The sequence below is a fragment of the Halomonas sp. Bachu 37 genome, from assembly GCF_039691755.1.
Lineage (GTDB): Bacteria > Pseudomonadota > Gammaproteobacteria > Pseudomonadales > Halomonadaceae > Vreelandella > Vreelandella kashgarensis.
In genome coordinates this window covers 420,694-446,682 of sequence record NZ_CP137552.1, presented here as the reverse complement: position 1 = coordinate 446,682, position 25,989 = coordinate 420,694, and the positions used below count along the sequence as shown (strand labels likewise).

Below are 25,989 nucleotides of genomic sequence, written 5' to 3'. Positions count from 1 at the left end.
AGGGGAGTCAGCCTTCGCTGTCGCTTTCGGCCAGGTCCACCAGTTCACGAATCGCCACGGCAAACAGGGCGAATCCGCCTTCGTTACCGCTGTGCACTTCTTCGAGCAAGCGGCACCAGCGTCTGTGCAGGTCCGCATGGATATCCAGCCACTGCGCCACTCGTTCCGGGGTGTCGCGGCTTCCCGCTTCAAGCTTGAGAACGCTGCTGGTCAGTGCCAATTGCTGGCGGTCGATATCGTCTCGGAATGTCTCGCGGGCCTGGGCCTGCCAATTGTCGCGCACATCGAGCTGCGACACTTGCTGAATCATCCACGGCAACTCCAGCCGGCTGCCGATTTCATAGAATACCTCGGCCACACGTTGCGGCTTCTCGTTGATCTGGCGAGCCGTCTGGATGATGCCCAGCCCAGCGTACAGGCTCGGGGCAGCCGCTACCGTGCCGGCCAGCGCCTCGGGCACCCCCGCCTCGACAAGCTCGTCGCGGCGCTGTTGCCACTGGACCTGCTCTTCACCACTGAGCAATTCGCCCACCTCTTCCTGCAACTGAGCCAGTCGCGGCCCGAAGTATTCGATGGCATCGTAAGTGGAAAGCCCAAGATGCTGACGCAGGAACCAGCGTGTGGCCCGACGCAGCAGGCGCATCAGATCCAGCATCATCGAATACTGCACTTCGCTTTCGACCTGGTTGTCCAGCGACTCGATCTGCTCCCACAGGACCGGCAGATTGAAACTATCCCGGGCTACCACGTAAGCGCGAGCGATATCGGCCCGCCCCGCTCCGGTGGAATCCATCAGGCGGCGCACGAACACAATGCCCATGTGATCCACCAGATCATTGGCGACCTGGGTGGCGACGATTTCACGCTTAAGCCGGTGATCGTACATTTCGTCGCGGAAGCGCTCGACCAGAACCCGGGGGAAGACACGCTCCAGATATCGACGGATAACCGCATCATCCGGCACGTCGGAGGCGATCAGGTCACCCTTGAGAGTGCTCTTGGCGTAGGAAATCAATACCGACAACTCCGGCAGGCTCATTCCCTGGCTGCTGCCGGCACGCTCCTTGAGGGTTTCATCGGTCGGCAGGAATTCCAGTTCGCGATCGATCTGCCCCGCCGCCTCGAGTTCGCTGATGAAGCGACGATACGGCCCGATGCCCTGGAAGGAGAGCAATTGCGAAAGATCCAGCGCCTGGGTCTGGCGATAATTGTCCAGAATCACCAGCGCCGCGACCTCCTCGGTCATTTCGGCCAGCAACTGGTTGCGCTGCTTGTCGGTCATGTCGCCGCGCTTGACCACTTCATCCAGCAGTATCTTGATATTGACTTCGTGGTCGGAGCAGTTGACTCCGCCGGCATTGTCGATGAAATCGGTATAGACCCGCACACCCTTGGCGGCGGCTTCCATGCGCCCACGCTGGGTCAGCCCCAGGTTGCCGCCTTCTCCAACCACGCGGCAGTTGAGTTCATCGCCGTTGATGCGCAGGACATCGTTGGCCTTGTCGCCCACGTCGATATCGCTCTCCTCGCTGCTCTTGACGTAGGTACCGATGCCCCCATTCCACAACAGGTCCACCGATGCCCTGAGCATGGCGCGGATCAGCTCGTTGGGCGATAACCGGCTCTCCTCGATACCGAAGACATCCTGCATCTCCGGGGTGATGGCAATCGACTTGGCGCTGCGGCTGAAGATGCCGCCGCCTTCGGAAATCAGCTCGGCATTGTAGTCCTCCCAGCTGGAGCGCGGCATGTCGAAAAGACGCTGACGCTCGGCGAAGGAAGCCTCGGCATCGGGATTGGGGTCGACGAAAATATGCAGGTGGTTGAACGCGCCCACCAGACGAATCTTGTCCGACAGCACCATGCCGTTGCCGAACACGTCTCCCGCCATGTCACCGATGCCCACCACGGTGAAGGTCTCACGCTGGGTATCCAGATCCATGTTGCGGAAATGACGCTTGACCGACTCCCAGGCGCCGCGGGCGGTGATGCCCATCTTCTTGTGGTCGTAACCATTGGCGCCGCCGGAAGCAAAGGCATCGCCCAGCCAGTGGCCGTACTCCAGCGAGATCTCGTTGGCGATATCGGAGAAGGTTGCAGTGCCCTTGTCCGCTGCCACCACCAGGTAGACATCGTCATCATCATGACGTACCACATCCTGCGGCGGCACGACTTCGCCCCCCACCAGGTTATCGGTAACATCCAGCAAGGCACGAATGAGTATCTTGTAGCAGGCGATGCCTTCGTTCTGCTGGGTTTCCCGGTCAGGGTTTTCAGGCATGCGTTTGCAGACGAAGCCTCCCTTGGCGCCCACCGGAACGATCACCGCGTTCTTGACCTGCTGAGCCTTGACCAGCCCAAGCACTTCGGTACGGAAGTCCTCTTGGCGATCCGACCAGCGCAAGCCGCCCCGTGCGACCTTGCCGCCCCGCAGATGCACCCCTTCGACACGCGGCGAACAGACGAATATTTCGTAGACCGGACGCGGTTTGGGCATCCCGGTCACCTTCGAAGGCTCAAGCTTGTAGGCGATGTACTCCTTGACCTTACCGTTCTCGTCCAGCTGATAGTAGTTGGTGCGCAACGTGGCCTGGATCAGCTCCATGAAGCGGCGCAGCAACTGATCGTCGTTGAGACTGGCGACACCGTCGAGCTGCTCGCCCAGGCGAGCCAAGCACTCCTCGGTACTCTCGTCCTGGCGCTGGGGGTCGAACCGCAAGTGAAACAGCTCCACGAGTTCCCGGGTTATCTGGGGATAATTGGCCAGGGTCGCGGCGATGTAATGCTGGGAAATGCCGAAGCGAATCTGTTTCAAGTAGCGTGAGTAGCCGCGCAACATGGCGACTTCACGCCAATCCAGGTTAGCGCCGATAATCAGCCGATTGAAGGAGTCGTTATCCGCCTCGCCGGCCCAGATACGACGAAACGCCTCGTCGAAGGCATCACGCATATGGGCTAGGTTCATCTCCAGGCTGGAGCGATGCTCGAGCTCGAAGTCGTGAACCCAGTAGGACGTCTGTGGCGCCTCGATCTCGTAAGGGCGCTCGCCGATTACCCGCAAGCCGAGGTTTTCCATCATCGGCAGGACATCGGAGAGCGGAATCTGGTTATGCCGGTGGAACAACTTGAGATTGACCCCTTCCCCTTGCTCCTCCATGGGCCGATACAGCGACAGCGACAGGTCCTCGCCATCGTCGAGTTCCAGCAGGTGCTGGATATCGAAGACGGCGATGCGGGCGCTGAAGTCTTCCTGGTAACTGGCGGAAAAGGCCTCCCGAAAGCGGTCCATCAGGTGATTGGCTTGCTCTTCGCCGAAGCCCTCCACCATGGCGCCGTGCAGCTCGTCGCGCCAGCTGCGCGCCAGGCGGGCCACCTTGGCTTCGATGCGCTTGAGGTCATAGTTGCTGGGCGTATTGCCATTGAAGCGCAATATCAGCTGAATCCGCGCCAGAACCGACTCGGATAGATAGGTATTGAAGTCGCCGAAATGGGCATCCAGCTCTTCGCACAGCAGGTTTTGCACCCTCTGGCGCAGGTCGGTGGAGAAGACATCCCGCGGAACGAACACCAGGCACGAGTAGAACTTGCCACTGACGTCCGCACGCACGAACACCCTGACCTGGCGGCGTTCACGGATATTGAGAATCCCCAGGGCGGTCCCGGCGAGGGATTCCGTATCGATCTGGAACAAGTCGTCGCGCGGGTAGACCTCGAGCACCTGCAACAGCTGCTTGCCGTTATGCCCTTGGGGATTGAAACCGGCGATGTCCATCACTGCCTTGAGCTTGCGCCGGAGCAGCGGAATATTGCGTGGCGACTCGTTGTAAACGGTGGCGGTAAAAAGCCCCAGGAAGCGCCTTTCGCCGATCACGTTACCCTGCTCGTCATAGCGGTCGACGGTAATGTAATCGGGATATGTCGGCCGATGCACCCGGGAGTGATGCGCGCTCTTGGCAAACGACAATAGCTGGGGGACCAGGACGTAGCCGTTCTCGTCGAGCCCCTCATCGGTACGAATGCGTTCGTGATAACGCGGCTGGTCCAGACGGAACACCCCGAGCACACTGCTATCGTCACGTTTCAGCTCGCCCTCGTCGAGTACATACTCGTCGTAACCGAGGAAGGTGAAGTTATCCTTGAGCAGCCACTCGAGAAAGGCGATGGCTTCTTCGTGATCGTCTGGGTCGATCTGCGGCGGACAGACCTTTTCCAGTTCCTGGATCGCCGCCGCGATACGCTCACCCATGGCGTCGTAATCACGGACCGCAGTGCGCACATCGCGCAACACGTCATGCAATTCGGCGGTAATATCCTTGAGCGCCAAAGGATCGGTATGACGATCCACTTCGATCACGATCAACGATTCTCGGGCGGCATTGGCTGCGCAATTACGTGTGGAAGTGAGTTCCTGCAGCTGATTCTGCTCGTCTCGCGTCACGGCGAACACGGCATTCTGGATCGCGTGTACTGTCAGCCCGCGGCGGTTGAGCTCGATACGGACGGAATCCACCAGAAACGGCATGTCTTCGTGAAGCACCGCCACGAAGGTATGCGTCGACTGCCAGCCATTCTCTTCGAAATCGGGATTGAACACCCGCACCTTGGGGCTTTCGGGATCATGGTGCTGCAGAAACTGCCAGATGGATAACGTGGCACCGTATAGATCATCCAAGCGCCGATCGACAAGGTCTTCCACGGGTACGGTGGCATAGAAGTGGCGTGCGAAGGTTTCAATGGCGTCAGCGCGCGAAGGCTCCAAGCGGCTCTGCAAACGTTCTTCCAGCTGCTTGAGAAGATCCTGTCGGCTTTCTTCAATTGCAACGTAATGCATCATCACCTCGACTGCCTGGGCCATTGCGGCCGGGAAATACTGACAAAAGACCGAACGGTCTGCTTGTCCCTAGCTTACTCCACTCGATCATTCGTCCCCAGCCACCTGCCACCTTGCTCATGGCGCATACCGTTTGCGCATCGCTACCGCTCAGCCCCTGTCCGCCGTGGCGTTTACCCTCGTACAGCTTGTCTTTATGCCGTCTCGCGGCGCTCCAGCACAACCCCGCACTCGCAATGGTCGGTGAAGGGAAACTGGTCGAACAGGGCAAACCGGGTAATGCGATGCGTATGGGTCAATATCTCCAGATTGGCGGCTAACGTGGTCGGGTTGCATGAAATATAGACAATTCGTGGATACTCGCTAAGTTGATGACAACTTTCCTCATCCAGCCCTGCCCGCGGCGGGTCGACCAGGATGGTGGAGAAAGCGTAGGTTTCAAGGGCCATTTCCGCCACTCGCCGTCCGGCTTTCTCGCCTTTCAATGCCAGGGAAAACTCTTCGGCCGACATGCGGCCTATCTGGGCATTGGTAATATTATTGGCCGCCAGATTGATCTGGGCGCTGGCCACCGAGGTGCGGGAGATCTCCGTTGCCAGCACACGACGGAAATTCTCGGCAAGGGCGACGGTGAAGTTGCCGTTGCCGCAATACAGCTCGACCAGATCCTCGTCCCGGCTACCCCGCGTTACTTCACGCGCCCAGCTCAGCATGGCGCAGCATATTTCGGCGTTGGGCTGGGTAAAGCTGTTTTCCACCTGTTGGTAGTGAAATTCGCGGCCATCCACATCCAGGCGCTCCCAGACGTGATCCTGGGTAAGAACCAGCCGCTGCTTGCGGGAACGGCCGATGATCATGATGCCGAGCTGTGCTTCCAGCGCCCGAGCCTCACCTTCCCAGGCCTCGTCCAGGGGGCGGTGATAAACCAGGGTCACCAGCGCCTCGCCGGTGAGCGTGGTCAAAAACTCGACCTGGAACAGCTTGCGGCGCAATACATCGCTTGCCAGAAAGGCCTCGCGTAGTGCCGGCATCAATTCGTTGATACGCCGGCTCGCCACGGAAAACTCGTCCATGCGCACGACGCGTTTGTGCTTGGGATTTTCCGCATCGACCTCGAACATGGCGTAGAACACATCGTCGTCTTCATGCCACAGGCGAAATTCGCAGCGCTGCCGGTAATGAGTGGGAGGAGAGGGAAAGACTTCAAGCTCGGGGGGAGCGAAGCGGGCAAAATCGTCAACCAGCTGCTGGCGTTTGTGCTGGAGCTGGGCTTGATAGTAAGCAGGATTAACAACGGGAATAGCCAAGGGGGCTCCTCTAGGGCATAGGGTGCCTGGCAGTGACGCGGCCAGGCATCGAGGCAAATGTCAGCGGGCAGAAGGTACTGGCAGCGGCTGTGGTTCGGTGAATCCATAAGCCGCGAGCCCCGCTTGCAGTTCGGGAGCGGGTGCAGTGGTAAAACAACTACCATCCTGGGGGTGCGCCTCGAGCCATGGCGCCACCTGCGCTACCCGGCGGGCGATGGCTTCGCCGGAATCGACCCACTCCAGCGGGCAAGGCGCAAGCGATACGAACCACGGCTTGAGCAGGGGAAAATGCGTGCAGCCGAGAACCACGGTATCCAGCGGCGGCACCTCTCGGGTGGCTTGCCATAATGGAGCCAGGGTTGTATCGATCAGCTCGACGGGCGCAGGCTCGCCACGCAGCCATCCTTCCGCGACGCCGACCAGCTCGTCGGCCGCAACGCGCGTCACCCGGCAGTCGCCGGCAAAGGCATCGATGAGGCGCTGAGTGTAGGGTCTCGCCACGGTCGCGCTGGTCGCTAACAGCGCGATATGCCGGCTACGGCTGTGCAGTGCGGCAGGCTTGATGGCCGGCACGGTTCCCACCACGGGAATCGATAACCTCTCGCGCAGACTGTCAAGCGCCAGGGTACTGGCAGTATTGCAGGCGACCACCAGCACGCTGGGACGACACGCCTCCACGGCGGCCAGACAGACATCTACTATGCGCTGCACCAGCCAGCCATCCTCGCGCTTGCCGTAGGGCAGCATGGCATTGTCACAGGCATAACATAGGGCTGCCTGGGGGGAATGGTGACGCACGGCTCCGGCGACGGAGAGTCCGCCGACCCCGGAGTCGAAGATTAATACCGGCCCGACCATGGCGCGTTAGCATCCGCAAGCATGTGGTTATGATCACTCAGCCAAAGGGCGCGCATTCTACCATGGCCCCAGGCCAGGCTGTAGCATAGCGGGTGGTCGGTCGGCAGGTATCAGACCGTGGGTACGTCTGCGGCGCAGAATTCAGCGTATAGCTCAGGATACGTCTGCTGCAGGCGCTGTAGCTCTTCATGGGTGCCTTCGGGCAGCGCCTTGCCGAGCGCCTCCATGTCTTCTTGATTGAAATTGGCATTCAAGATGGGAAACAGCTTTTCACGTTCATCGCGCAGGTAGGCCCGGTGCGCGTCCAGATATTGCTTCAGGTCTTCACCGAAGCGATCCATGGGCAGCACGGCATCCATGAGGATCATATCGATGTCGTTGGATAACCGCTCGAGACGCGACTTGAGCGCACGATAGTCCTCGGCCATGTGCTCGACCATGGGCACGTGTTCCGGCGCTTGCTGCTCCAGGCGCTCAATGCACAATCGCTCAAGCGGCGCGGTAAACCCCTCCATGTAGGAGAGAATGTAATCCACCACTTCACGCGTCAATTTGAAATTGGGCCTCTCCCCCTCTTTCAATGTCTTATGCTTGAGGTTAAGCACGTGCAGCATACGCGCCATGTTGGCATGATCCAGACGTAGTTGGTTTAACATCGAGTCGTCCCCTTCTAAAGTCATGCCTGCCGACTGGCGCGGGCGGCCCAGCGACACGCTGTTTCCAAAGCCTTGTATGCTAACTGATTGCAGCGCTCTCACGCCAAAAGGGTAGCCCGCTCTGCTCGGCATTACCACAGGCCGTATCTTACAGACAATATTCCATACCCGGACGTTCCACGGAGACCAAGATGGACCTTTTCGCCAGCTCCTCTGAGCCACAACATGCGCCCCTCGCCTTTCGCATGCGACCACGGCGCCTACAGGACTACGTGGGCCAGCAGGCCCTGGTAGGACCACATAAACCGCTGCGCCAGATGGCCGAAACCGGGGTGATTCGCTCAATGATCCTGTGGGGGCCACCGGGAGTGGGCAAGACCACATTGGCGGAAATCCTGGCCAATGAATCCGGGGCGCATCTGGAACATCTTTCGGCAGTGATGGCCGGGGTCAAGGAGATCCGCGCGGTGGTGGAACGGGCACGGGCGATCAGCTCCCCTACCGTACTGTTTCTCGACGAGATCCATCGTCTCAACAAGAGCCAGCAGGACGCTCTGCTGCCCCATGTGGAGTCCGGCCTGCTGACACTCATCGGCGCCACCACCGAGAATCCTTCTTTCGAGGTCAATTCCGCCCTGCTCTCCCGGGCCCGGGTCTACGTGCTGAAGTCGTTGAGCGAGGACGAGTTGCTCGAGGTGATGCGCCAGGCCCTGGACGATAGTGTCCACGGCCTGGGGTCACGCGATATCGTGGTGGCCGATCAGGTGCTGGAAACTCTCGCCCATGCCAGCGCCGGTGACGCGCGACGCGCTTTGGGCCTGCTGGAAACGGCGTGCGACTTCACTCGCGAAGAGAATGGCCGGGAGTACTTGCCGCTGGAAGCGCTGGAGGATGTGCTGGGCCACCAATCCAGTGCATTCGATAAGCTAGGGGACGCCTACTACGACCTGCTCTCCGCCATCCACAAGTCGGTGCGATCGTCGCGGCCGGATGCCGCCCTACTCTACATGGCGCGGTTCATGCAGGGCGGTGGCGACCCGCTGGATGTGATCCGTCGCTTGACGGCGATCGCCTCGGAAGATGTGGGCAATGCCGACCCACGGGCCCTGCCGCTGGTCATCTCTGCTTGGGATGCCTACCTGCGCCTGGGCGACTACGAAGGCCAGCGGGCGCTGGCCCACGCTGCCATCCACCTGGCGGTGGCACCCAAGAGCAACCGTATCGATCGTGCCTGGAAGGAGGCCACCGCTTTCGTCAAGCAGCAACCGCAACTGGAAGTGCCAACTTACCTACGCAATGCCCCGACCCGCTTGATGAAGTCGCTGGGCCACGGCGAAGGCTACCGCTACGCTCATAACGAACCCCATGCCTATCCGGCGGGAAGCCGTCATGACTGCTGGCCGGAGACCCTGCCCCGCACGACGTTCTATCAACCCAGCGATATGGGTCAGGAAAAGCGTTTTGCCGAGATCATGGCGTGGCGTGCCCAGCGTGACGACGAAGCGGATCAGGAGAATCCAAAATAGGATCTAAAGTCCTGGTCCGTTCGTCGCCGGACACTGGGTTGGTTGAGAGTCGAGCCGGAGCGAAAACGGCAATCAGTGAGTGTCGCGAATCACATCGACATTATCGGGAATGTCGAAGACAAACTGCCGCTCATCGATCCACTGGTTGAGCGAGATATCGGAAAAGTGAATGGCCGTGCGCTGTCCGGTACTGTCGGTCATCAACAGGCGGGTCAAGGTCTCGTCGTCAAAGGAGAGGTGCAGCTCCTCGAACAGGGTGTCAGCGGATATGGGCACCAGCATGAACACATCCTTGCCATCCTCCTGCTTGTGCATGACCTCATAGTTCTGGGTCAATTCATCGACACTGCCGGACAGCAGCAGGGCCGGGGTGTGGGTGACACGGTTATCCACTTCCTGCACCGTGACCTGCTCCAGGTCGGGGTCGTAGAGGTACACGTCTTCACCATCGGACACTACCGTCTGGGTATATGGCGCTTCGACTTCCCAACGCAACAGTCCCGGACGAGACAGCCACATCTCGCCATGCGCCTGCTGCAGGCGCTCGCCGCTACCATCGAAAATCTGCTGATCGAAACGGGCGTTATAGCTCTGCAATGGCTCCAGGCGCTGGGTAAGCTGTTGTGCTGCATCCGCCCAAACGGTCGGCGCCATCACCACGACTCCAAGCACACCCAGCACCCACTTGGCGCCCTGCTTGGTCACCGAACTTTCCGTCACGTTCATGCTTACTCCCTACCCCATGCCATGCATGAGTTCTTGGTGGATGCCTACTGCTTCAGCGTACCGAATCATCGAGAACGCCTTGCCAATCAAGCAGTGCAAAAAATCTGGTTTTACTGAGACTGGAAAAGCGCCGCCGGGTTTCAACCCGGCGGCGCTTTCACGTTTGCTGCACGATTGGTCTTGTCACTGGCCTACCGGTGGCGGGGCCAGAACCTCGCGCGCCCCATTGTTGCCCATGGCGGAGACGACCTTGGCTCCCTCCATGGCTTCGACCAGCCTGGCGGCGCGATTATAGCCAATCTTGAAACGCCGCTGGACGGCGGAAATCGACGCTCGCCGGGTTTCGGTGACGAACTGGACGGCTTCATCGTACAACGCATCCTGCTCGGCATCGTCGCCTTCGCCGCCCTCGGCTTCCAGCCCCGTCAGGGCATCGGCGGAGACACCACCGGACAGGATCTCCTCGATATACTCGGGCTCCCCGCGACGCTTCCAGTCATCCACCACCCGATGTACTTCGTCGTCATCGACAAAGGCACCGTGAATGCGGTTAGGCGGCCCGGAGCCCGCCGGAAGATAGAGCATATCACCGTGGCCTAGAAGGCTTTCGGCACCGCCCTGATCGAGAATGGTACGCGAATCGATCCGCGATGAGACCTGAAAGGCCATACGCGACGGGATATTGGCCTTGATCAGTCCCGTGACCACATCCACAGACGGACGCTGGGTGGCCAGGATCAAGTGAATACCGGCGGCCCGCGCCTTCTGCGCCAGACGGGCGATCAGCTCCTCCACCTTCTTGCCCACGATCATGAACATGTCGGCGAATTCGTCGATCACCACCACGATATAAGGCAGCTTTTCCAGGACCGGCGGCGGTTGATGCATTTCCCAGGGCTGCGGCTCCCATAGCGGGTCCGCCACCTGGGCGCCGGCGCGCTCGGCCTCATCCAGGCGGGCATTGAAGCCGGCAATGTTGCGCACACCCATTGCCGCCATCAGCTTGTAGCGCCGCTCCATTTCCGCCACGCACCAGCGCAGCGAGTTGGCCGCCTCCTTCATGTCGGTGACCACCGGCGCCAACAGGTGCGGGATGCCGTCGTACACCGACAGCTCGAGCATCTTGGGGTCGACCATGATCAGCTTGAGTTCGTCGGGAGTAGCCTTTAGCAGCATCGAAATCAACATGGCGTTGACCCCTACCGATTTGCCCGAACCAGTGGTCCCGGCCACCAGCAGGTGCGGCATCTTGCCCAGATTGGCCACCACCGGCCCGCCGCCGATATCCTGCCCCAGCGCCATGGTCAGCGGCGAGGTTTCCTGCTGATAGCGGTCGGAGTCGATCACCTCGCGCAGGCGAATCATGGCGCGATGGGGATTGGGAATCTCGATGCCCACCGTGGGGCGCCCCGGAATCACCTCGACCACGCGCACGCTCTTGACCATCAACGAACGCGCCAGGTCCTTGGCCAGGTTGCTGATCTTGGAGACCTTGACCCCGGCGGCGGGTTTGATTTCGAACCGGGTAATCACCGGCCCCGGCCAGGTATCCACGACCTCCGCCTTGACGCCGTATTCACGCAGCCGCACTTCCAGCAGTTCGGCCATATCGTCGAGTTGCTGTGGCGTGTAATTCGGCTGGTGCGGTTCCGCCGGGGTCAACAGCCGCAGGCTAGGCACTTCGCCCTCGGGCTCGGGCATATCGTCGAAGACCGGCCGCTGGTTCTGTAGATGTTCCACGGTCCACAGCGTGGGTCCCTCGTCCGCTTCATCGACAGGCGCCGTGGCGGCATCAAAAGTGGGCTCCTGGCGATTGGTCGGCTCGCGGGGAATCTCGGTTGCAGACGCCACGGGCGTAGCCGGAGTGGCTTCCGCCCTGCTCGGCACTATTCTTTCCGGCTCGCTTTTCGGCTCGCTTTCCGGTTCACTCGTATTCGCATCGAGCCCTTCCTCGTCATCGTGCCAGACAGGCTCCGGCACAACCGGCACTCGCTCCGGGGGCCGCTCGGTGTCCCGGCGAGCCTGGATCGGCCATGCTGGCGGCGAATCGGCGTCCTCTCCTGCGGGGTCTTCCTCGGGCTGAGCGGCAAAGGCCGCAGATAGTTCTCGACGCTCCTGACGAATGACGGTTTCTTCGGCTTTCGCCGGGGTTTCGGTTTCAGTCCCGTCCGGTCTCGTTGCCGTTAACGGCTCGGCAGGTTCTTCGGCCGTCTCGGCGTTTGCCGCCGCTTGCGGCTCTTCGGCTGCTGCCGTTGGCTCGTCGGCAGCGTGGCGAACAGAGACATCCGTCTCACTGGCTACCTCGTCCTGCTTCTGTTCCTGTTCCTGTTCCTGTTCCTGTTCCTGCCAAGGATTGAAACTCGGCTCCTTGCGCCCCGTGGATTCCTCCGGCGCTCGAGACAATGGCGTCGACCGAGTTCGGGGCGTTTCCGCTGACTGAGTTTCAGCTGGCTGAGTGACCGTTGGCTGAGCGGCTGAACTTGCTGCACGCGGTGAAGTGGAAGCAGGCGTTTCAGCCGCCTCCCAGGGAATCGAGGTCTCCTTGGCGGAAGCCGGCTCGTCGACTGTCGTTCTCGCCTGGTACGCCGCACTTTCGGGCCGTTTTCCACTCCCCGCTCCCGCTGCGGAGAGCGCCGGCTCCTGGGCCTGCCGGTGGCGTCGGGCATCGCGCTTGCGCACAAGCCAGCGACCGGCTCTCTTTACCCGGTTCCCCAGAGCATCTGCCACATGCAACCAGGACATGCCGGAAAACAGCGGGAATCCACATAGAATCAGGGCCGCGGCCACCAGACCAACCCCGCCGCTTCCCACCAGTGGCAAGAGAGCATTGACCAACCCCTCCCCCAGGATGCCGCCGGAGGCATAGGGCAGGGAGCTTTGCGGATGATAGAAATGCAGGGCTCCCAGAGTGGTGGTGCCCAGAATGAGCAGGACCAGGCCCGCGGTATGCACCGCCAGCGCCACGGGGTCGAGCTCAAAGCGCACCTGACGCGAACGAATCAACCACCATGCGGCGAATCCCAGCATGCCCGGCCACCACAGGGCGCTGACGCCGAACAGCGAGTACAGCACATCCGCCAGCCAGGCGCCGACGTGCCCCATCCAGTTGGCGACTCCGGTTTCCGGCCCGCGATACGACCAGCCGGGGTCCTCCGGTTGATAGCTGAACAGTGCCAGCAGCAAAAACACGCATACCGCCAGCAACACGATGACCACACCCTCGCGGACGGAGCCTTGCAGCTTCAGCCCCACGCGGCGAGCTTTTTCCCTGGCGGCATCGACACGCGGTGACGCCTTCCTGGGTTGGGTTTTACGTTGGGCGCTGCGCTCGGCACCTTGGCCAGCCCGCCTGTTCACACTCTTGTTGACTCTCAAGCGACCTCTCCCTTTGCACCGCACACGGCGTCTTTAAGCATCTTGCGAGTTTCCATCATACCGAGCATCCTGGCGCCGTCACAGGGCTTGTCTCATTGAACAGCCAGCCCCGTTTTAGGAGATTGCAATGCTACCCTGGCTTTCCGCTCATCCCCCCCGCTTTCCCTGCCCCAGTACCGCCCTGCCCGAGCCCAACGGGCTGCTGGCCGCCGGCGGCGAGCTTTCTCCGTTATGGCTGGTACAGGCCTATCGCCAGGGTATCTTTCCCTGGTTCGGTGACGATGACCCGGTGCTATGGTGGAGCCCCGACCCCCGCATGGTACTGCTTCCCAAGCAATTCCGCTTGCGTCGCAGTCTTGCCAAGCGGCTGCGTAACGCAGGGTTCCAGGTGACGCTGAACCAGCACTTCACCGAGGTAATGGCCGCATGCGCCGCTCCTCGAGCCGGCGAGGCCGAAACCTGGATCACCGCGGAAATGCATGCAGCTTACTGTGAACTTCACGCGCTGGGTATCGCTCACAGCATCGAGATCCATCACGATCAGCGCCTGGTCGGTGGCTTGTATGGATTGGCCATGGGGCCGGTATTTTTCGGCGAATCGATGTTCTCACGCGAGCGCGACGCCTCCAAGGTGGCCCTGGCCTACCTGTCAAGCGCGATGCAGCGTCACGGTGGTAAGCTCATCGATTGCCAGATGCATACACCACACCTGGCCAGCCTCGGTGCGACAAGCATCGCTCGAGACCGGTTCATCGGCTATCTTGAACAGTGGCTTCCCGAAGAAGGTTTTCTCTTCCGTGACGCCCCCAGTGTCCCTCATTCGCCTTGGCTTGCCATGCTTGCCCGGGAGCTTGGCCAGGAGAGCGACAAGACCCATGAGGAGTTCGAATCAAGGAGGTAAGCCGTGAGCAGCAACGCTCCCAAAAGACCGGTGCGGGATCTGCGCTTCTTCCTTACCGTCCCCCACGCTTGCAGTTATCTGGAGGGACGAGAAGCCACCACACTATTTCTTGATCCCAAGGAATCGCCGGTGCGCGGGGTATACGATTCCCTCTCCCTGCTCGGTTTCAGGCGCAGCGGTCGGCACCTCTACCGTCCGCATTGCGAGGACTGCAACGCTTGCCGCTCGGTACGCATCCCCGCGGATGAGTTCGCACCCAACCGCACCCAGCGCAAGATATGGCGGCGCAATCAGGATATCACTTACAGCATACTGCCGGCACAATACGAGCCCGCGCACTATGCCCTGTACGCCGACTATATCTCTCACCGTCATGCCGATGGCGACATGTATCCGCCCACTCACGAGCAGTACCGCACCTTTCTCGCGCTCGACGAACCGTATGCCAAGCTTCTGGAAATGCGCTTGGGAGAGGAACTGGTGGCCGTTGCCGCTTTCGACCAACTCGAGCATGGCCTTTCCGCGATATACACGTTCTTTACCATCGACCCCGCCCACGAGCGGCGCTCCTTGGGCACCTTCGCCATCCTTCGGTTACTCGAACTGACGAAGGAATTACAGCTTTCCCATCTTTATCTCGGTTATTGGATCGAAGAGTGCCGTAAGATGCGCTACAAACAGCTCTATACGCCACTCGAAGTGCTGGATGGGCGGCGCTGGCGTCGGTTGATCAGTAGCTAGGTACGGCTTTTTTGCCTTGACGACAGGCTTGCGGCACAATATAGCGCTGTTTCTCGAGTGCAAGCCATCCTGTACTCCAGTAATGTTACTGTTCTTATCTCTCTATCAAGCGAGGAACTGCCTATATGGCACGCGAAGATCATATTGAAATGGAAGGCGTCATCGTCGATACCCTTCCCAACACCATGTTTCGTGTCGAGCTGGAAAACGGTCATGTCGTGACCGCCCACATCTCCGGAAAAATGCGCAAGAACTACATCCGCATTCTTACCGGTGACAAGGTGAAAGTGGAACTGACGCCTTACGACCTGTCAAAGGGCCGCATCGTCTACCGCTCACGTTGAGCTGAAGGTAGGACGTTCGCTGTCTTGTGTTTCGTCCCGCCTTCCCGTTCCCGATCGCATTGCCCCGACCGGGCACTTGGGTCGACTATCACCTGGTCAACTACCAGAGCCATACGAAACAACGCCCCGTCATGTGACAGGGCGCTGTGTTTTCATGCCTAGCTGTTTTTGCCGCTAAGGGGCATCCAAGTGGCTAAGGGGCATCGGCCAATTCCGGTTCCGTGGAGAGGCGCAACTCACCATCCTCGACCTCGATATACACCGTGCCGCCATGCTCGGCCAGTTCGCCGAACAGAATCATCTCGGCCAGTGGCTTCTTGACCTTTTCCTGCAGCAGGCGCGCCATCGGCCGGGCACCCATGTCCGGGTCGTAGCCTTTTTCCGCCAGCCAGTCGCGGGCCTTGTCGTCGACTTCAAGCTGCACGCGTTTTTCATCAAGCTGCGCCTGTAGCTCGATCAAGAACTTGTCGACTACGTTGCGCACCACGGACGTCGGCAGCGAATGGAACTGGATGATACCGTCCAGGCGATTGCGGAATTCCGGAGTGAACGTCTTGCGGATGATTTCCATGGCATCGGTCGAGTGATCCTGACTCTGGAAACCGATGGAACGGCGCGCCGCCTGCTCGGCCCCGGCATTCGAGGTCATAATCAGGATGACATGGCGGAAATCCGCCTCACGGCCATTGTTATCGGTAAGGCGTCCATGATCCATCACCTGCAGCAGCAGATTGAAGACCTCGGGATGCGCTTTTTCGATCTCATCGAGTAGCAGCACGCAATGCGGTTGCTTGGTGATGGCCTCGGTCAAGAGGCCGCCTTGATCGTAGCCGACATAGCCGGGGGGAGCGCCGATCAGCCGAGAGACCGTATGTCGCTCCATGTACTCGGACATGTCGAAACGCACAAGCTCGATACCCATGATATGGGAAAGCTGCTTGGCCACTTCCGTCTTACCCACCCCGGTGGGGCCGGCAAACAGGAAGCTACCCACCGGCTTGTCGGGTGACTTGAGACCGGCACGGGAAAGCTTGATCGCGGCAGACAGGCTATCGATGGCCTCATCCTGGCCGAACACCAGCATCTTCAGGTCGCGGTCGAGTTTTTCCAGCAACTTGCGATCCGAGCTGGAGACGCTCTTCGGCGGAATACGTGCAATCGACGCCACGATGGCTTCGACTTGATCGACGTCGATGGCGTCGACACGCACTTCGGGCGGCAACAGCCGCTGATGCGCGCCAGCCTCATCGATCACATCGATGGCCTTGTCAGGCAAGTAACGGTCATTGATATAACGATCCGCCAGGCGTGCCGCGCTTTCCAGAGCACCATCGGTATACTTGAGCTGATGATGCTCCTCGAAGCGTGAGCGCAGCCCCTTGAGGATGCGAATGGTATCGTCCACCGACGGTGCCAGCACATCGACTTTCTGGAAACGCCGTGCCAGCGCCCGATCCTTCTCGAAGATACCGCGGAATTCCTGGAACGTGGTGGAGCCGATGCAGCGCAACTCGCCGGAAGAGAGCAGAGGCTTGAGCAGGTTGGAAGCATCCATCACCCCACCGGAAGCGGCGCCCGCCCCGATCACCGTATGGATTTCATCGATGAACAGAATGGCGTTGGGTTGCTTCTTGAGCTCGCCCAGCAAGCTCTTGAGACGCTTTTCGAAATCCCCGCGATACTTGGTTCCCGCCAGCAGCGCGCCCATGTCCAATGCATAGACAACGGCATCACTGATCACTTCAGGCACGTCTTCCTCGACGATGCGCTTGGCCAAGCCCTCGGCGATGGCGGTCTTGCCGACACCCGCCTCACCTACCAGCAGGGGGTTGTTCTTGCGCCGCCGCGCCAGTATCTGCACCACCCTTTCGAGTTCATGGTCACGCCCGATCAACGGATCGATCTTGCCCAGCCTGGCCTGTTCGTTGAGGTTTGTGGCGTAGCCGGTCAACGGATGCGCCCCACCTTCCGCCGTTCCCTCCTCGGCGTCCTCCGCCTCGGGGGAAGAGGGAGATGGTGTGGGCCCGTGGCCGGCCACCTTGGAAATACCGTGGGCGATGTAATTGACTGCGTCCACACGTGCAACATTCTGTTGCTTGAGGAAATAGACCGCTTGGCTCTCCTGCTCGGAAAAGATCGCTACCAGCACATTGGCACCGGTAACCTCGTTCTTTCCCGAAGACTGCACATGAAAGACAGCCCGCTGAAGGACACGCTGAAAACCCAGGGTCGGTTGCGTTTCACGATCGCTCTGGTTTTCGGGAATCAACGGGGTGGTGGAGTTGATGAAATCCTGCAGGTCGGACCGCAGCTTGTCGAGATTCGCCCCGCAGGCCTTGAGCACATCCGCGGCAGAGGCGTTATCCAATAGCGCCAGCAGGAGATGCTCCACGGTCATGAACTCGTGGCGCTTGGAGCGAGCCACGGTGAAGGCCGTGTTCAGGGTCAGTTCAAGTTCTTTACTCAGCATGGCAGTCCCCTTTTCGCCACCTAGGGCTGGTCGCCGTCTAGGACTTGCGTCGGATCAAATCAATTCGTTATCCGGCATATTCAACATCAGGTACAAAACGCGCTGTTGCAAGTATCACCATCGATTTTTTTGCTTTCGACTCATTTATTCCCAGCCGACTCATTTATTCCCAGCTCACCGATACTCACGGCTCACTGACGACTCGGCTCAGTCGGCGGCTTCGATATCGCTCATCAATGGATGTTCGCATTCACGGGCGTATTCATTGACCTGATAACTCTTTGTCTCGGCGATATCGCGAGTGAAGATTCCGCACGTGGCCTTACCCTGGGTATGTACCGCCAGCATTACCTGGACGGCGGTCTCGTTATCCAGGTGGAAAATACCCTGCAAGACCTCCACCACGAACTCCATGGGAGTGTAATCGTCGTTGTGGAGTATCACCTTGTACATGGGCGGTTCGGCGAGTTCAGGCTCGCCGGGCTGGACCGCTATATCTTCGTCGTCTTCGGGCTGATCCGGCCGGGTCATGCCGGCGCTGGCCCGCATATCCGTCCGGATAGCGCTCGTACTGGTTACATTGAACATAAGAGGCACAGTAGGTTTACTCAAGTCAGACCAGCGCGTTTGTCTCAACGATGAGACGCCGCTGATCGCCAAGGGTTCATTGGAAAGCTTAATAATCATAACGCAAAACGCAAAAACCCCCGCCCGCCAAGGCGGACGAGGGTTCGGCGACGACCGACTAATTACATGTTGTCAGCGACGGCCTGGCCGAACTCGGAGCACTTGAGTAGCTTGGCATCGTCCATCAGGCGGTGGAAGTCATAGGTGACTTCGCCCTTGGAGATGGCTTTTTCCACGCCCTGCAGCACCAGGTCGGCAGCTTCGACCCAACCCATGTGGCGTAGCATCATCTCGGCGGAGAGAATCAGCGAGCCCGGATTGACCTTGTCCTGGCCGGCATACTTCGGCGCGGTACCGTGAGTGGCTTCGAACATGGCCACGGCGTCGGACAGGTTGGCGCCCGGGGCGATACCGATGCCGCCCACTTCCGCCGCCAAGGCGTCGGAAAGGTAGTCACCGTTGAGGTTCAAGGTGGCGATGACATCGTATTCGGCCGGACGCAGCAGGATCTGCTGCAGCATGGCGTCGGCGATAACGTCCTTGACCACGATGTTCTTGCCGGTCTTGGGGTTCTTGAACTGCATCCAGGGGCCGCCGTCGAGCAGTTCGGCGCCGAACTCGTTCTTGGCAAGCTCGTAACCCCAGTCCTTGAAGGAACCTTCGGTGAACTTCATGATGTTGCCCTTGTGCACCAGGGTCAGCGACTCACGGTCGTTGTCGATGGTGTACTGCAGGGCCTGACGCACCAGACGCTCGGTGCCTTCCTTGGAGACCGGCTTGACGCCGATACCGCAGTTCTCGGGGAAGCGGATGTTGGTGACACCCATCTCTTCGCGCAGGAACTTGATCACCTTGTCGGCTTCAGGCGTTCCCGCCTTCCACTCGATACCGGCATAGATGTCTTCGGAGTTTTCACGGAAGATCACCATGTCGACATCGGCAGGCTTCTTAACCGGGCTCGGCACGCCTTCGAACCAGCGCACCGGGCGCTGGCAAACGTATAGATCCAGCTTCTGACGCAGTGCCACGTTCAGGGAGCGGATACCGCCACCCACGGGAGTGGTCAACGGCCCCTTGATGGAAACGACGTAGTCCTTGACCGCTTCCAAGGTTTCTTCGGGCAGCCAGGTATCAGGCGTGTAGACCTGGGTCGCTTTCTCACCGGCGTAGACTTCCATCCAGTGAATCTTACGCTCGCCGTTGTAGGCTTTCTGCACGGCTGAGTCGATGGCAATCTTCATGGCCGGTGTTACGTCGACACCGATGCCGTCACCTTCGATGAACGGAATGATGGGATCATTCGGTACGTTCAAGGTGTTATCGGCGTTGACGGTGATCTTGGTGCCGCCTTCAGGTACGACAATCTTCTGGAAACCCATAGAGAACTCCCCTGTCTGGTCTGTTCAGTGGAGCGCGGAGTATAGCATCCCACCCGCCCCACGGAGTAGCCTTACCACAAGGCCCCGTCCTAAAGTCGGTCGCGACTAAAGTTCAACCCATCGTGCCCGGCACAGTTCGCAATAAAGTTCAAAATCACAACTCCACTAAGGCCATGGCACTCCATGAGCGACCTTTATCTGTTACACAAGCCATATCGGGTGTTATCTCAGTTCAGCGATCGCGAAGGGCGCGCTACCCTTGCCGAATTGATCGATATTCCTGGCATCTATCCGGCGGGCCGGCTGGATTACGACTCCGAAGGCCTGCTCCTGCTGAGCGCCGACGGCAGCTTGATCCACCGTATCGCCCACCCGCGCCACAAGCAGCCCAAGACCTACTGGGTCCAGGTGGAAGGCCGCTGCGAGGAAGCGGCGTTGCAGGCGCTTCGCAGCGGTATCACCTTGAAGGATGGTCCCACTCGCCCGGCCAAGGTACGCGTCATTGCTCCGCCGAGGCTTGCCGATCGCAACCCGCCGGTGGAGCCCCGCCGTCATCCCGTTACCAGCTGGCTGGAACTGACCATCACCGAGGGCCGCAACCGCCAGGTGCGCAGGATGACCGCTCACGTCGGCCTGCCGACCTTGCGCCTGATCCGCGTGGCAATCGGCCCCTGGCGGCTGGAAGGCCTGGCGCCGGGAGAGTGGCGCCGCGAAGTCCTGCACGCCCCCCAGAGCTCTCGGCCGAACCAGCCTTCTCTGCCAAACAAGTCTAGCCGGCCAACCAAGGGGAAACGTCGACCATGACCCGCTTCAAGCCGCATGTCACCGTTGCCTGCGTGATCGAGCGCGAAGGCCGCTTTCTGGTCGTGGAGGAGGACCGTGGCGGTCCCTGGACGCTATTCAACCAGCCTGCCGGTCACGTCGAATACGGCGAGGGGCCTATCGCCGCAGCGCTACGGGAGGTGGTCGAGGAAACCGCCTGGGAGATACAGTTGACCGGCTATCTTGGGCTTTACGTCTTTCAGGCGGGAAGCGACATGACGTTTCACAGTCATGCCTTCGTGGCCCGGCCCGAAACGTTTCTCGATACCCCGCTGGACCCGGCCATCAAGGCCACGCACTGGATGACGCTGGACGAGATCCAGGCACTGCATAGCCAGTCGCGCGTACGCAGCCCTCTAGTCCTGCAACGCCTGGTGGACAGCCGGGCGGGACGTATCTTCCCCCTGGAGGTGATCCATGAGTGAGCCTCAATCGTCACACGTGCCGGGAACAGCTGCGCAACACTCGAAGCCGTGACGTCGCATCGTGTATAATCGGCACCCATTTGCAGCCATTCAACCGAGGATGCCCATGACATCCACTCCACAGTCGACCGCCACCGGCAAGGTGATCGTCGGCATGTCCGGCGGTGTCGACTCTTCCGTATCCGCACTTCTGCTGATGCAGCAAGGCTATGAAGTCGAAGGCCTGTTCATGAAGAACTGGGACGAAGACGACGGCACCGACTATTGCACCGCCAAGGAAGACCTGGCGGATGCCGAAGCCGTGTGCGCCAAGCTGGGCATCCCGCTTCACACCGCCAACTTCGCCGCCGAGTATTGGGATAACGTCTTCGAGCACTTCCTCGCCGAGTACAAGGCCGGGCGCACCCCCAATCCGGACATCCTGTGCAACCGGGAAATCAAGTTCAAGGTCTTCCTCGAGTACGCCGAAATGCTCGGCACCGAGATGATCGCCACCGGCCACTACGTCCGCCAGGGGGTTCGAAACGGGCGCCCTCGCCTGCTCAAGGGGCTGGACACCAACAAGGACCAAAGCTATTTCCTGCACGCGGTTCCCGAGGCGGCGATTGCTCGTACCCTGTTTCCCGTGGGAGAGCTGGAGAAGCCCGCCGTTCGCAAGCTCGCCGAGCAATACGACTTGGTGACGGCGAAGAAGAAGGATTCCACCGGTATCTGCTTTATCGGCGAGCGCCGCTTCCGCGACTTCCTGCAGCAGTACCTGCCCGCTCAGCCCGGCACCATCGAAGCGCCCAACGGCGACGTGATCGGCAAGCACATGGGACTGATGTACTACACCCTGGGCCAGCGCCAGGGCCTGGGCATCGGTGGGCTCGCCAATTATCCCGAAGAGCCCTGGTACGTTGCGGCCAAGGATCTGGAGCGCAACGTGTTGGTCGCCGTGCAGGGCAAGCACCATCCGCTGCTCTACAGCGACACACTCAGCACCGAAGCCATGGACTGGGTAGCCGGTGAACCGCCTGCCCAGGAAGGTCGCTTTACCGCCAAGACCCGCTACCGCCAGCGCGATGTGTCCTGCACTGTTCACACGCGGGAGGATGGCGGCGTGGAGGTACACTTCGACACTCCCCAATGCGCCGTCACGCCGGGGCAATCCCTGGTACTTTACGATGGCGATATCTGCCTGGGAGGCGGCGTCATCAACGCTACCTGGAATGCCATGGAGTCCGCCGCATGAGCGACACCACCCCGATTCACCGCGCCCCCGACTCTCCGGCGGTCCGCCAGACCCTCGCCCTGGCGGGAGTCTTCCAGGCCGCCAGCCTGGTCGACGACCTGGCGCGCACCGGCCAGGTCGAACCCCGCGCCTGGGAAACGCTGTTGAACGCCACGGTCGACACCAACCCGGAAAGCTTCGAGGCGATCTACGGCGGCCATCCCAACAACCTACGCCGCGGCCTGGATACCCTGGAAGCCCTGGTCGGTCGCAAGCAGGCCAACCCGGTGGTGCTGCGCTATGGCTTCACGTTGCTGCTGCTGATGAACAAGTTGCGCGGTCAGACCGAGATGATGGATTTCCTGGGTCAGAAGCTGTCGCGAATACAAGGGCAGGCCGCTCATTTCGGCGTCACCCATGAAAACGTGATCGCCAGTCTCGGCGAGGCTTATCAGGAGACCATCTCCACCTTCAAGACTCGCATCGTGGTGCAGGGCGACCCCTCACTGTTGCAGACCCCGATGATGGCCGAACGGGTGCGAGCCTGCCTGTTGACTGGCATCCGCTTTGCCCTGTTGTGGCACCAGCAGGGCGGTCGCCGCTGGAAACTGGTCATTCAGCGCAAGTCATTGCGCAAGGCGCTGGACAGCCTGGGCTGAGTCGTCGCCAGGTATCACACTGCGACCCGCCGAAACCGTTCGCTTTGGCCCAACGGACTCACTATTCTTTATTTGCTCACGATCTGGAAACGACGCCATGCAACTCTCCGCACTCACCGCTCTTTCTCCCGTCGATGGCCGTTATGGCGCCAAGGCGGCTTCCCTGCGCGAACACTTTAGTGAATTCGGCCTGATCCGCGCCCGCGTGATCGTGGAAGTACGCTGGCTGCAACGGCTCGCCGAGCACCCCCAGATCAGTGAAGTCCCGCCCCTTTCGGCTTCCGCCACCGCTTTTCTTGAAGCGCTGTTGCGCGAGTTTTCGGTGGAGGACGCGGAGCGCATCAAGGAGATCGAGCGCACCACCAATCATGACGTCAAGGCGGTGGAGTATTTCCTCAAGGAGCGGATCGAAGGCCAGGCCGAACTCAACGCGGTAACCGAATTCATCCACTTCGCCTGTACCAGCGAGGACATCAATAATCTATCGTACGGGGTGATGCTGAGCGACGGCCTCAAGGTTCTGCTCCCCGAGATGCAGCGCGTGGCTGATGAAATTGCCCGCCTGGCGCACGAACACGCCGCCCAACCCATGCTCTCGCGCACCCACGGTCAGACCGCCACGCCTACAACACTGGGCAAGGAGATGGCCAATGTAGCCTACCGCCTGGGCCGTCAGCTAAAGCAAATCGAAAACGCCGAGATCCTGGGCAAGATCAATGGAGCGGTGGGCAACTACAATGCTCACTTGACCACCTACCCGGACATCGACTGGGAAGCCAACGCCCAGACCTTCGTCGAGGGGCTGGGGCTGACGTTCAACCCCTACACCACCCAGATCGAGCCCCACGACTACGTGGCCGAACTGTTCGACGCCATCTGTCGCTACAACACCATCCTGATCGACTTCGATCGCGATGTGTGGGGCTATATCTCGCTGGGCTATTTCAAGCAGAAGACCGTGGCCGGTGAGATCGGCTCCTCGACCATGCCGCACAAGGTCAACCCGATCGATTTCGAAAACTCCGAGGGCAACCTGGGCCTGGCCAACGCCATTCTCGGCCATCTCGCTCAGAAACTGCCGATCTCCCGCTGGCAGCGCGACCTCACCGACTCCACCGTGCTGCGCAACCTTGGCGTAGGCCTGGCTTACGGCTTGATCGCCTGTCAAGCGACACTCAAGGGCGTCAGCAAGCTGGAAGCCAACCCACAGCGGCTCGACGACGACCTGGACAACAGCTGGGAAGTGCTGGCCGAGCCGATCCAGACCGTGATGCGCCGCTACGGTATCGAAAAGCCCTATGAGAAGCTCAAGGAGTTGACTCGCGGCAAGCGGATCGACCAGGCCGGCTTTGCCGCCTTCATCGACACGCTCGAACTCCCCGATGAGGTGAAAACTGAGCTGAAGGCACTCACCCCCGGCCGTTATATCGGTAATGCACAAGCCCAGGCCGACGCGCTGGGACAAAAACTTCGCGCCTTGTAAGCGGGCAACCAGGACACTCACATGAGCCACCACGACCAACCGTTAACCCTGCTGGGCGATCTCACCGCCAGCGAGTTTCTGACCCATTACTGGCAACAGAAACCGCTTCTGATCCGCGGTGCGCTGCCCGAGTTTCTTAGTCCCATCGACGCCGACGAGCTGGCTGGCCTGGCCTGCGAAGACGGCGTCGAGGCACGCCTGGTGGAAGAGCATGGCCAGGACGCCAGCGGCCGGCCACAGCCCTGGCAGGTGACCCACGGTCCCTTCGATGAAGCCACCTTCGAACGCCTGCCCGAGCGGGACTGGACGCTACTGGTCCAGGCGGTGGACCACTACGTTCCCGCCGTTGCCGGGCTCATGGAACACTTCGACTTCCTGCCTCGCTGGCGCCTGGACGACATCATGATCAGCTATGCGCCTCCCGGCGGCAGCGTCGGCCCGCATGTCGATCAGTACGATGTATTCCTGCTACAGGCCACGGGGCGACGCCGCTGGCAGCTGGGCGGCAAGATAGCGGACGACGCCCCGATTCTCTCGGGCATCGACCTGCGCATTCTCGAGCACTTCGAGATCGAAGCGGGCTCCGACTGGGTACTCGAGCCGGGCGACATGCTGTACTTGCCCCCCGCCTGGGCCCACCACGGCGTCAGCCAGAGCGACGACTGCATGACGATCTCGGTCGGCTTTCGCGCCCCTTCCGCCGACGAGGCCGTGACCTCCTACGCCGACTATATCGGCGAGCAGCTTCCGCCCTCCCTGCGCTACTCCGATGCCGGCATGCAAGTGCCGAACGAGCCGGGGGAGATCGATGACGCCGCCATGGAGCGTATCCGTCGAATGATTCTGGAGACGCTGGACGATCCTGCCCGCATGAGCCAGTGGTTCGGCCGGGTCATGACCCAGCCCAAGTACGTGGATCAACTCATTCCCCCGGCGCAACCCATGGATGAAACGACGCTTGTCGCTCGACTACAAGAAGGCGAACGGCTCTACCCCAGTCCGGGTTCGCGATTCGCCTGGCGCACGCAGGGGTCGCGCACCACGCTGTTCGTCGACGGCGACGGTCTGCCCTGTTCGGAGGAGCTGGCCAAGCGGCTCTCGGCCGGCAACGCGATAACCGCTGACGTTGCCGCTATCGAGGGTGCGCCCGCGCTGCTGGTTACACTGTTCAATGCCGGCAGCATCGACTGGCCCATGGAGGACCTCGAGGAGTGACCCTTGACGACCTGAATTTGCAAGAAGGCGACTGGGCGAGCCTCGGTGAAGCCGCCGGGGCGATTCGTCAGCGCGTCTTCATCGACGAGCAGGAGGTACCGCAGGAAGAGGAGTGGGACGGTCTCGATCCGCAATGTCGCCACTTCCTGGCCTATCGCGGCTCGCAAGCGCTAGGGACCGCGCGCCTGCTCCCCGACGGCCATATCGGCCGTGTCGCGGTCCTTCTGGAGGGGCGTGGCAAGGGTGTCGGTCGGGCGTTGATGGAGGCCGCCATTGTCTGCGCTCAGCGCCACGGCCACAGCAGGGTAGTGCTCAGCGCGCAGACCCATGCCTTGGCTTTCTACGAGTCTCTCGGTTTCATCGCGCAGGGGGATGAGTTCCTAGATGCCGGTATTCCTCACCGGGAAATGGTCCTCAAGCTCAGCAAGTGA

Annotated in this window: 20 protein-coding genes; 11 read left to right on the top strand and 9 right to left on the bottom strand. The window is 60.6% G+C overall.

The annotated features are described in order from the left end of the window. Nucleotides 1–7 precede the first annotated feature (7 nt). The 4 genes from R5M92_RS01910 to R5M92_RS01895 all read right to left on the bottom strand — a co-directional run bounded on the left by R5M92_RS01910 (nt 8) and on the right by R5M92_RS01895 (nt 7,652). On the bottom strand, nt 8–4,831 hold the full coding sequence (locus R5M92_RS01910) for an NAD-glutamate dehydrogenase (RefSeq protein ID WP_346799210.1): 4,824 nt from the start codon (nt 4,829–4,831) through the stop codon (nt 8–10). Between the two features lie 194 nt (nt 4,832–5,025). Further along, nucleotides 5,026–6,138, bottom strand: coding sequence for a tRNA (uridine(54)-C5)-methyltransferase TrmA (gene trmA / locus R5M92_RS01905; protein ID WP_346797435.1), 1,113 nt, complete (start codon nt 6,136–6,138; stop codon nt 5,026–5,028). Between the two features lie 60 nt (nt 6,139–6,198). Beyond that, the gene (gene murI, locus R5M92_RS01900; RefSeq protein WP_346797434.1) at nt 6,199–6,996 is read right to left on the bottom strand and encodes a glutamate racemase; all 798 of its coding nucleotides are present in this window, start codon (nt 6,994–6,996) and stop codon (nt 6,199–6,201) included. A gap of 110 nt (nt 6,997–7,106) precedes the next feature. Then, nucleotides 7,107–7,652, bottom strand: coding sequence for a hemerythrin domain-containing protein (locus R5M92_RS01895; RefSeq protein WP_346797432.1), 546 nt, complete (start codon nt 7,650–7,652; stop codon nt 7,107–7,109). 191 nt (nt 7,653–7,843) lie between these two features. Between R5M92_RS01895 and R5M92_RS01890 the strand changes: the two genes are divergently transcribed. After that, nucleotides 7,844–9,178 (top strand): replication-associated recombination protein A, encoded by a 1,335-nt coding sequence (locus R5M92_RS01890; RefSeq protein WP_346797431.1) that lies wholly within the window; start codon nt 7,844–7,846, stop codon nt 9,176–9,178. Nucleotides 9,179–9,250: 72 nt separating this feature from the next. Here R5M92_RS01890 and lolA read toward each other — a convergent pair whose 3' ends face one another. Together lolA and R5M92_RS01880 are read right to left on the bottom strand one after the other, a co-directional pair. Beyond that, on the bottom strand, nt 9,251–9,904 hold the full coding sequence (lolA, locus tag R5M92_RS01885) for an outer membrane lipoprotein chaperone LolA (protein ID WP_346797429.1): 654 nt from the start codon (nt 9,902–9,904) through the stop codon (nt 9,251–9,253). Nucleotides 9,905–10,087: 183 nt separating this feature from the next. After that, a complete protein-coding gene (locus R5M92_RS01880) occupies nt 10,088–13,279 on the bottom strand; it encodes a DNA translocase FtsK (RefSeq protein ID WP_346797427.1) in 3,192 nt (1,063 codons plus the stop codon). A 127-nt stretch (nt 13,280–13,406) separates the two neighbouring features. Between R5M92_RS01880 and aat the strand changes: the two genes are divergently transcribed. From aat to infA, 3 genes are all read left to right on the top strand, one after another. Further along, nucleotides 13,407–14,180 (top strand): leucyl/phenylalanyl-tRNA--protein transferase, encoded by a 774-nt coding sequence (gene aat / locus R5M92_RS01875; protein ID WP_346797426.1) that lies wholly within the window; start codon nt 13,407–13,409, stop codon nt 14,178–14,180. Between the two features lie 3 nt (nt 14,181–14,183). Then, on the top strand, nt 14,184–14,921 hold the full coding sequence (locus tag R5M92_RS01870; RefSeq protein WP_346797424.1) for an arginyltransferase: 738 nt from the start codon (nt 14,184–14,186) through the stop codon (nt 14,919–14,921). A 125-nt stretch (nt 14,922–15,046) separates the two neighbouring features. Next, nucleotides 15,047–15,265, top strand: a complete 219-nt coding sequence (gene infA / locus R5M92_RS01865; protein WP_007111068.1) for a translation initiation factor IF-1 — start codon at nt 15,047–15,049, stop codon at nt 15,263–15,265. A gap of 193 nt (nt 15,266–15,458) precedes the next feature. Here the strand turns inward: infA and clpA are convergent, their stop codons facing one another. The 3 genes from clpA to icd form a co-directional block, all read right to left on the bottom strand. Beyond that, complete coding sequence (gene clpA / locus R5M92_RS01860) at nt 15,459–17,735, bottom strand: ATP-dependent Clp protease ATP-binding subunit ClpA (protein WP_346797421.1); 2,277 nt, start codon at nt 17,733–17,735, stop codon at nt 15,459–15,461. Between the two features lie 207 nt (nt 17,736–17,942). Further along, nucleotides 17,943–18,284, bottom strand: a complete 342-nt coding sequence (gene clpS, locus R5M92_RS01855; protein ID WP_346797419.1) for an ATP-dependent Clp protease adapter ClpS — start codon at nt 18,282–18,284, stop codon at nt 17,943–17,945. A gap of 200 nt (nt 18,285–18,484) precedes the next feature. Further along, nucleotides 18,485–19,741 (bottom strand): NADP-dependent isocitrate dehydrogenase, encoded by a 1,257-nt coding sequence (gene icd / locus R5M92_RS01850; RefSeq protein WP_346797417.1) that lies wholly within the window; start codon nt 19,739–19,741, stop codon nt 18,485–18,487. A gap of 183 nt (nt 19,742–19,924) precedes the next feature. On the opposite strand from icd, the gene R5M92_RS01845 reads away from it, so the two are divergent. From R5M92_RS01845 to R5M92_RS01815, 7 genes are all read left to right on the top strand, one after another. Next, nucleotides 19,925–20,545 (top strand): pseudouridine synthase, encoded by a 621-nt coding sequence (locus tag R5M92_RS01845; protein ID WP_346797415.1) that lies wholly within the window; start codon nt 19,925–19,927, stop codon nt 20,543–20,545. Continuing rightward, on the top strand, nt 20,542–20,988 hold the full coding sequence (locus R5M92_RS01840) for an NUDIX hydrolase (RefSeq protein WP_346797413.1): 447 nt from the start codon (nt 20,542–20,544) through the stop codon (nt 20,986–20,988). The genes R5M92_RS01845 and R5M92_RS01840 overlap by 4 nt, the downstream gene beginning before the upstream one ends. 106 nt (nt 20,989–21,094) lie before the next feature. After that, on the top strand, nt 21,095–22,222 hold the full coding sequence (gene mnmA, locus R5M92_RS01835; protein ID WP_346797412.1) for a tRNA 2-thiouridine(34) synthase MnmA: 1,128 nt from the start codon (nt 21,095–21,097) through the stop codon (nt 22,220–22,222). Beyond that, on the top strand, nt 22,219–22,860 hold the full coding sequence (hflD, locus tag R5M92_RS01830) for a high frequency lysogenization protein HflD (protein WP_346797411.1): 642 nt from the start codon (nt 22,219–22,221) through the stop codon (nt 22,858–22,860). The genes mnmA and hflD overlap by 4 nt, the downstream gene beginning before the upstream one ends. Nucleotides 22,861–22,957: 97 nt before the next feature. Next, nucleotides 22,958–24,343, top strand: a complete 1,386-nt coding sequence (purB, locus tag R5M92_RS01825) for an adenylosuccinate lyase (protein WP_346797410.1) — start codon at nt 22,958–22,960, stop codon at nt 24,341–24,343. Between the two features lie 21 nt (nt 24,344–24,364). Next, nucleotides 24,365–25,558 (top strand): cupin domain-containing protein, encoded by a 1,194-nt coding sequence (locus R5M92_RS01820; protein WP_346797409.1) that lies wholly within the window; start codon nt 24,365–24,367, stop codon nt 25,556–25,558. Beyond that, nucleotides 25,555–25,989, top strand: a complete 435-nt coding sequence (locus R5M92_RS01815; protein ID WP_346797408.1) for a GNAT family N-acetyltransferase — start codon at nt 25,555–25,557, stop codon at nt 25,987–25,989. Before R5M92_RS01820 ends, R5M92_RS01815 begins: the two co-directional genes overlap by 4 nt.

What these genes read in the sequence shown, in the direction of transcription:
- R5M92_RS01910 (WP_346799210.1), bottom strand. Translation starts at nt 4,831, where the DNA reads ATGCATTACGTTGCAATTGAAGAAAGCCGACAGGATCTTCTCAAGCAG.
- murI (WP_346797434.1), bottom strand. Translation starts at nt 6,996, where the DNA reads ATGGTCGGGCCGGTATTAATCTTCGACTCCGGGGTCGGCGGACTCTCC.
- R5M92_RS01895 (WP_346797432.1), bottom strand. Translation starts at nt 7,652, where the DNA reads ATGTTAAACCAACTACGTCTGGATCATGCCAACATGGCGCGTATGCTG.
- R5M92_RS01890 (WP_346797431.1), top strand. Translation starts at nt 7,844, where the DNA reads ATGGACCTTTTCGCCAGCTCCTCTGAGCCACAACATGCGCCCCTCGCC.
- lolA (WP_346797429.1), bottom strand. Translation starts at nt 9,904, where the DNA reads ATGAACGTGACGGAAAGTTCGGTGACCAAGCAGGGCGCCAAGTGGGTG.
- aat (WP_346797426.1), top strand. Translation starts at nt 13,407, where the DNA reads ATGCTACCCTGGCTTTCCGCTCATCCCCCCCGCTTTCCCTGCCCCAGT.
- infA (WP_007111068.1), top strand. Translation starts at nt 15,047, where the DNA reads ATGGCACGCGAAGATCATATTGAAATGGAAGGCGTCATCGTCGATACC.
- clpA (WP_346797421.1), bottom strand. Translation starts at nt 17,735, where the DNA reads ATGCTGAGTAAAGAACTTGAACTGACCCTGAACACGGCCTTCACCGTG.
- clpS (WP_346797419.1), bottom strand. Translation starts at nt 18,284, where the DNA reads ATGCGGGCCAGCGCCGGCATGACCCGGCCGGATCAGCCCGAAGACGAC.
- icd (WP_346797417.1), bottom strand. Translation starts at nt 19,741, where the DNA reads ATGGGTTTCCAGAAGATTGTCGTACCTGAAGGCGGCACCAAGATCACC.
- R5M92_RS01845 (WP_346797415.1), top strand. Translation starts at nt 19,925, where the DNA reads ATGAGCGACCTTTATCTGTTACACAAGCCATATCGGGTGTTATCTCAG.
- R5M92_RS01840 (WP_346797413.1), top strand. Translation starts at nt 20,542, where the DNA reads ATGACCCGCTTCAAGCCGCATGTCACCGTTGCCTGCGTGATCGAGCGC.
- mnmA (WP_346797412.1), top strand. Translation starts at nt 21,095, where the DNA reads ATGACATCCACTCCACAGTCGACCGCCACCGGCAAGGTGATCGTCGGC.
- hflD (WP_346797411.1), top strand. Translation starts at nt 22,219, where the DNA reads ATGAGCGACACCACCCCGATTCACCGCGCCCCCGACTCTCCGGCGGTC.
- purB (WP_346797410.1), top strand. Translation starts at nt 22,958, where the DNA reads ATGCAACTCTCCGCACTCACCGCTCTTTCTCCCGTCGATGGCCGTTAT.
- R5M92_RS01820 (WP_346797409.1), top strand. Translation starts at nt 24,365, where the DNA reads ATGAGCCACCACGACCAACCGTTAACCCTGCTGGGCGATCTCACCGCC.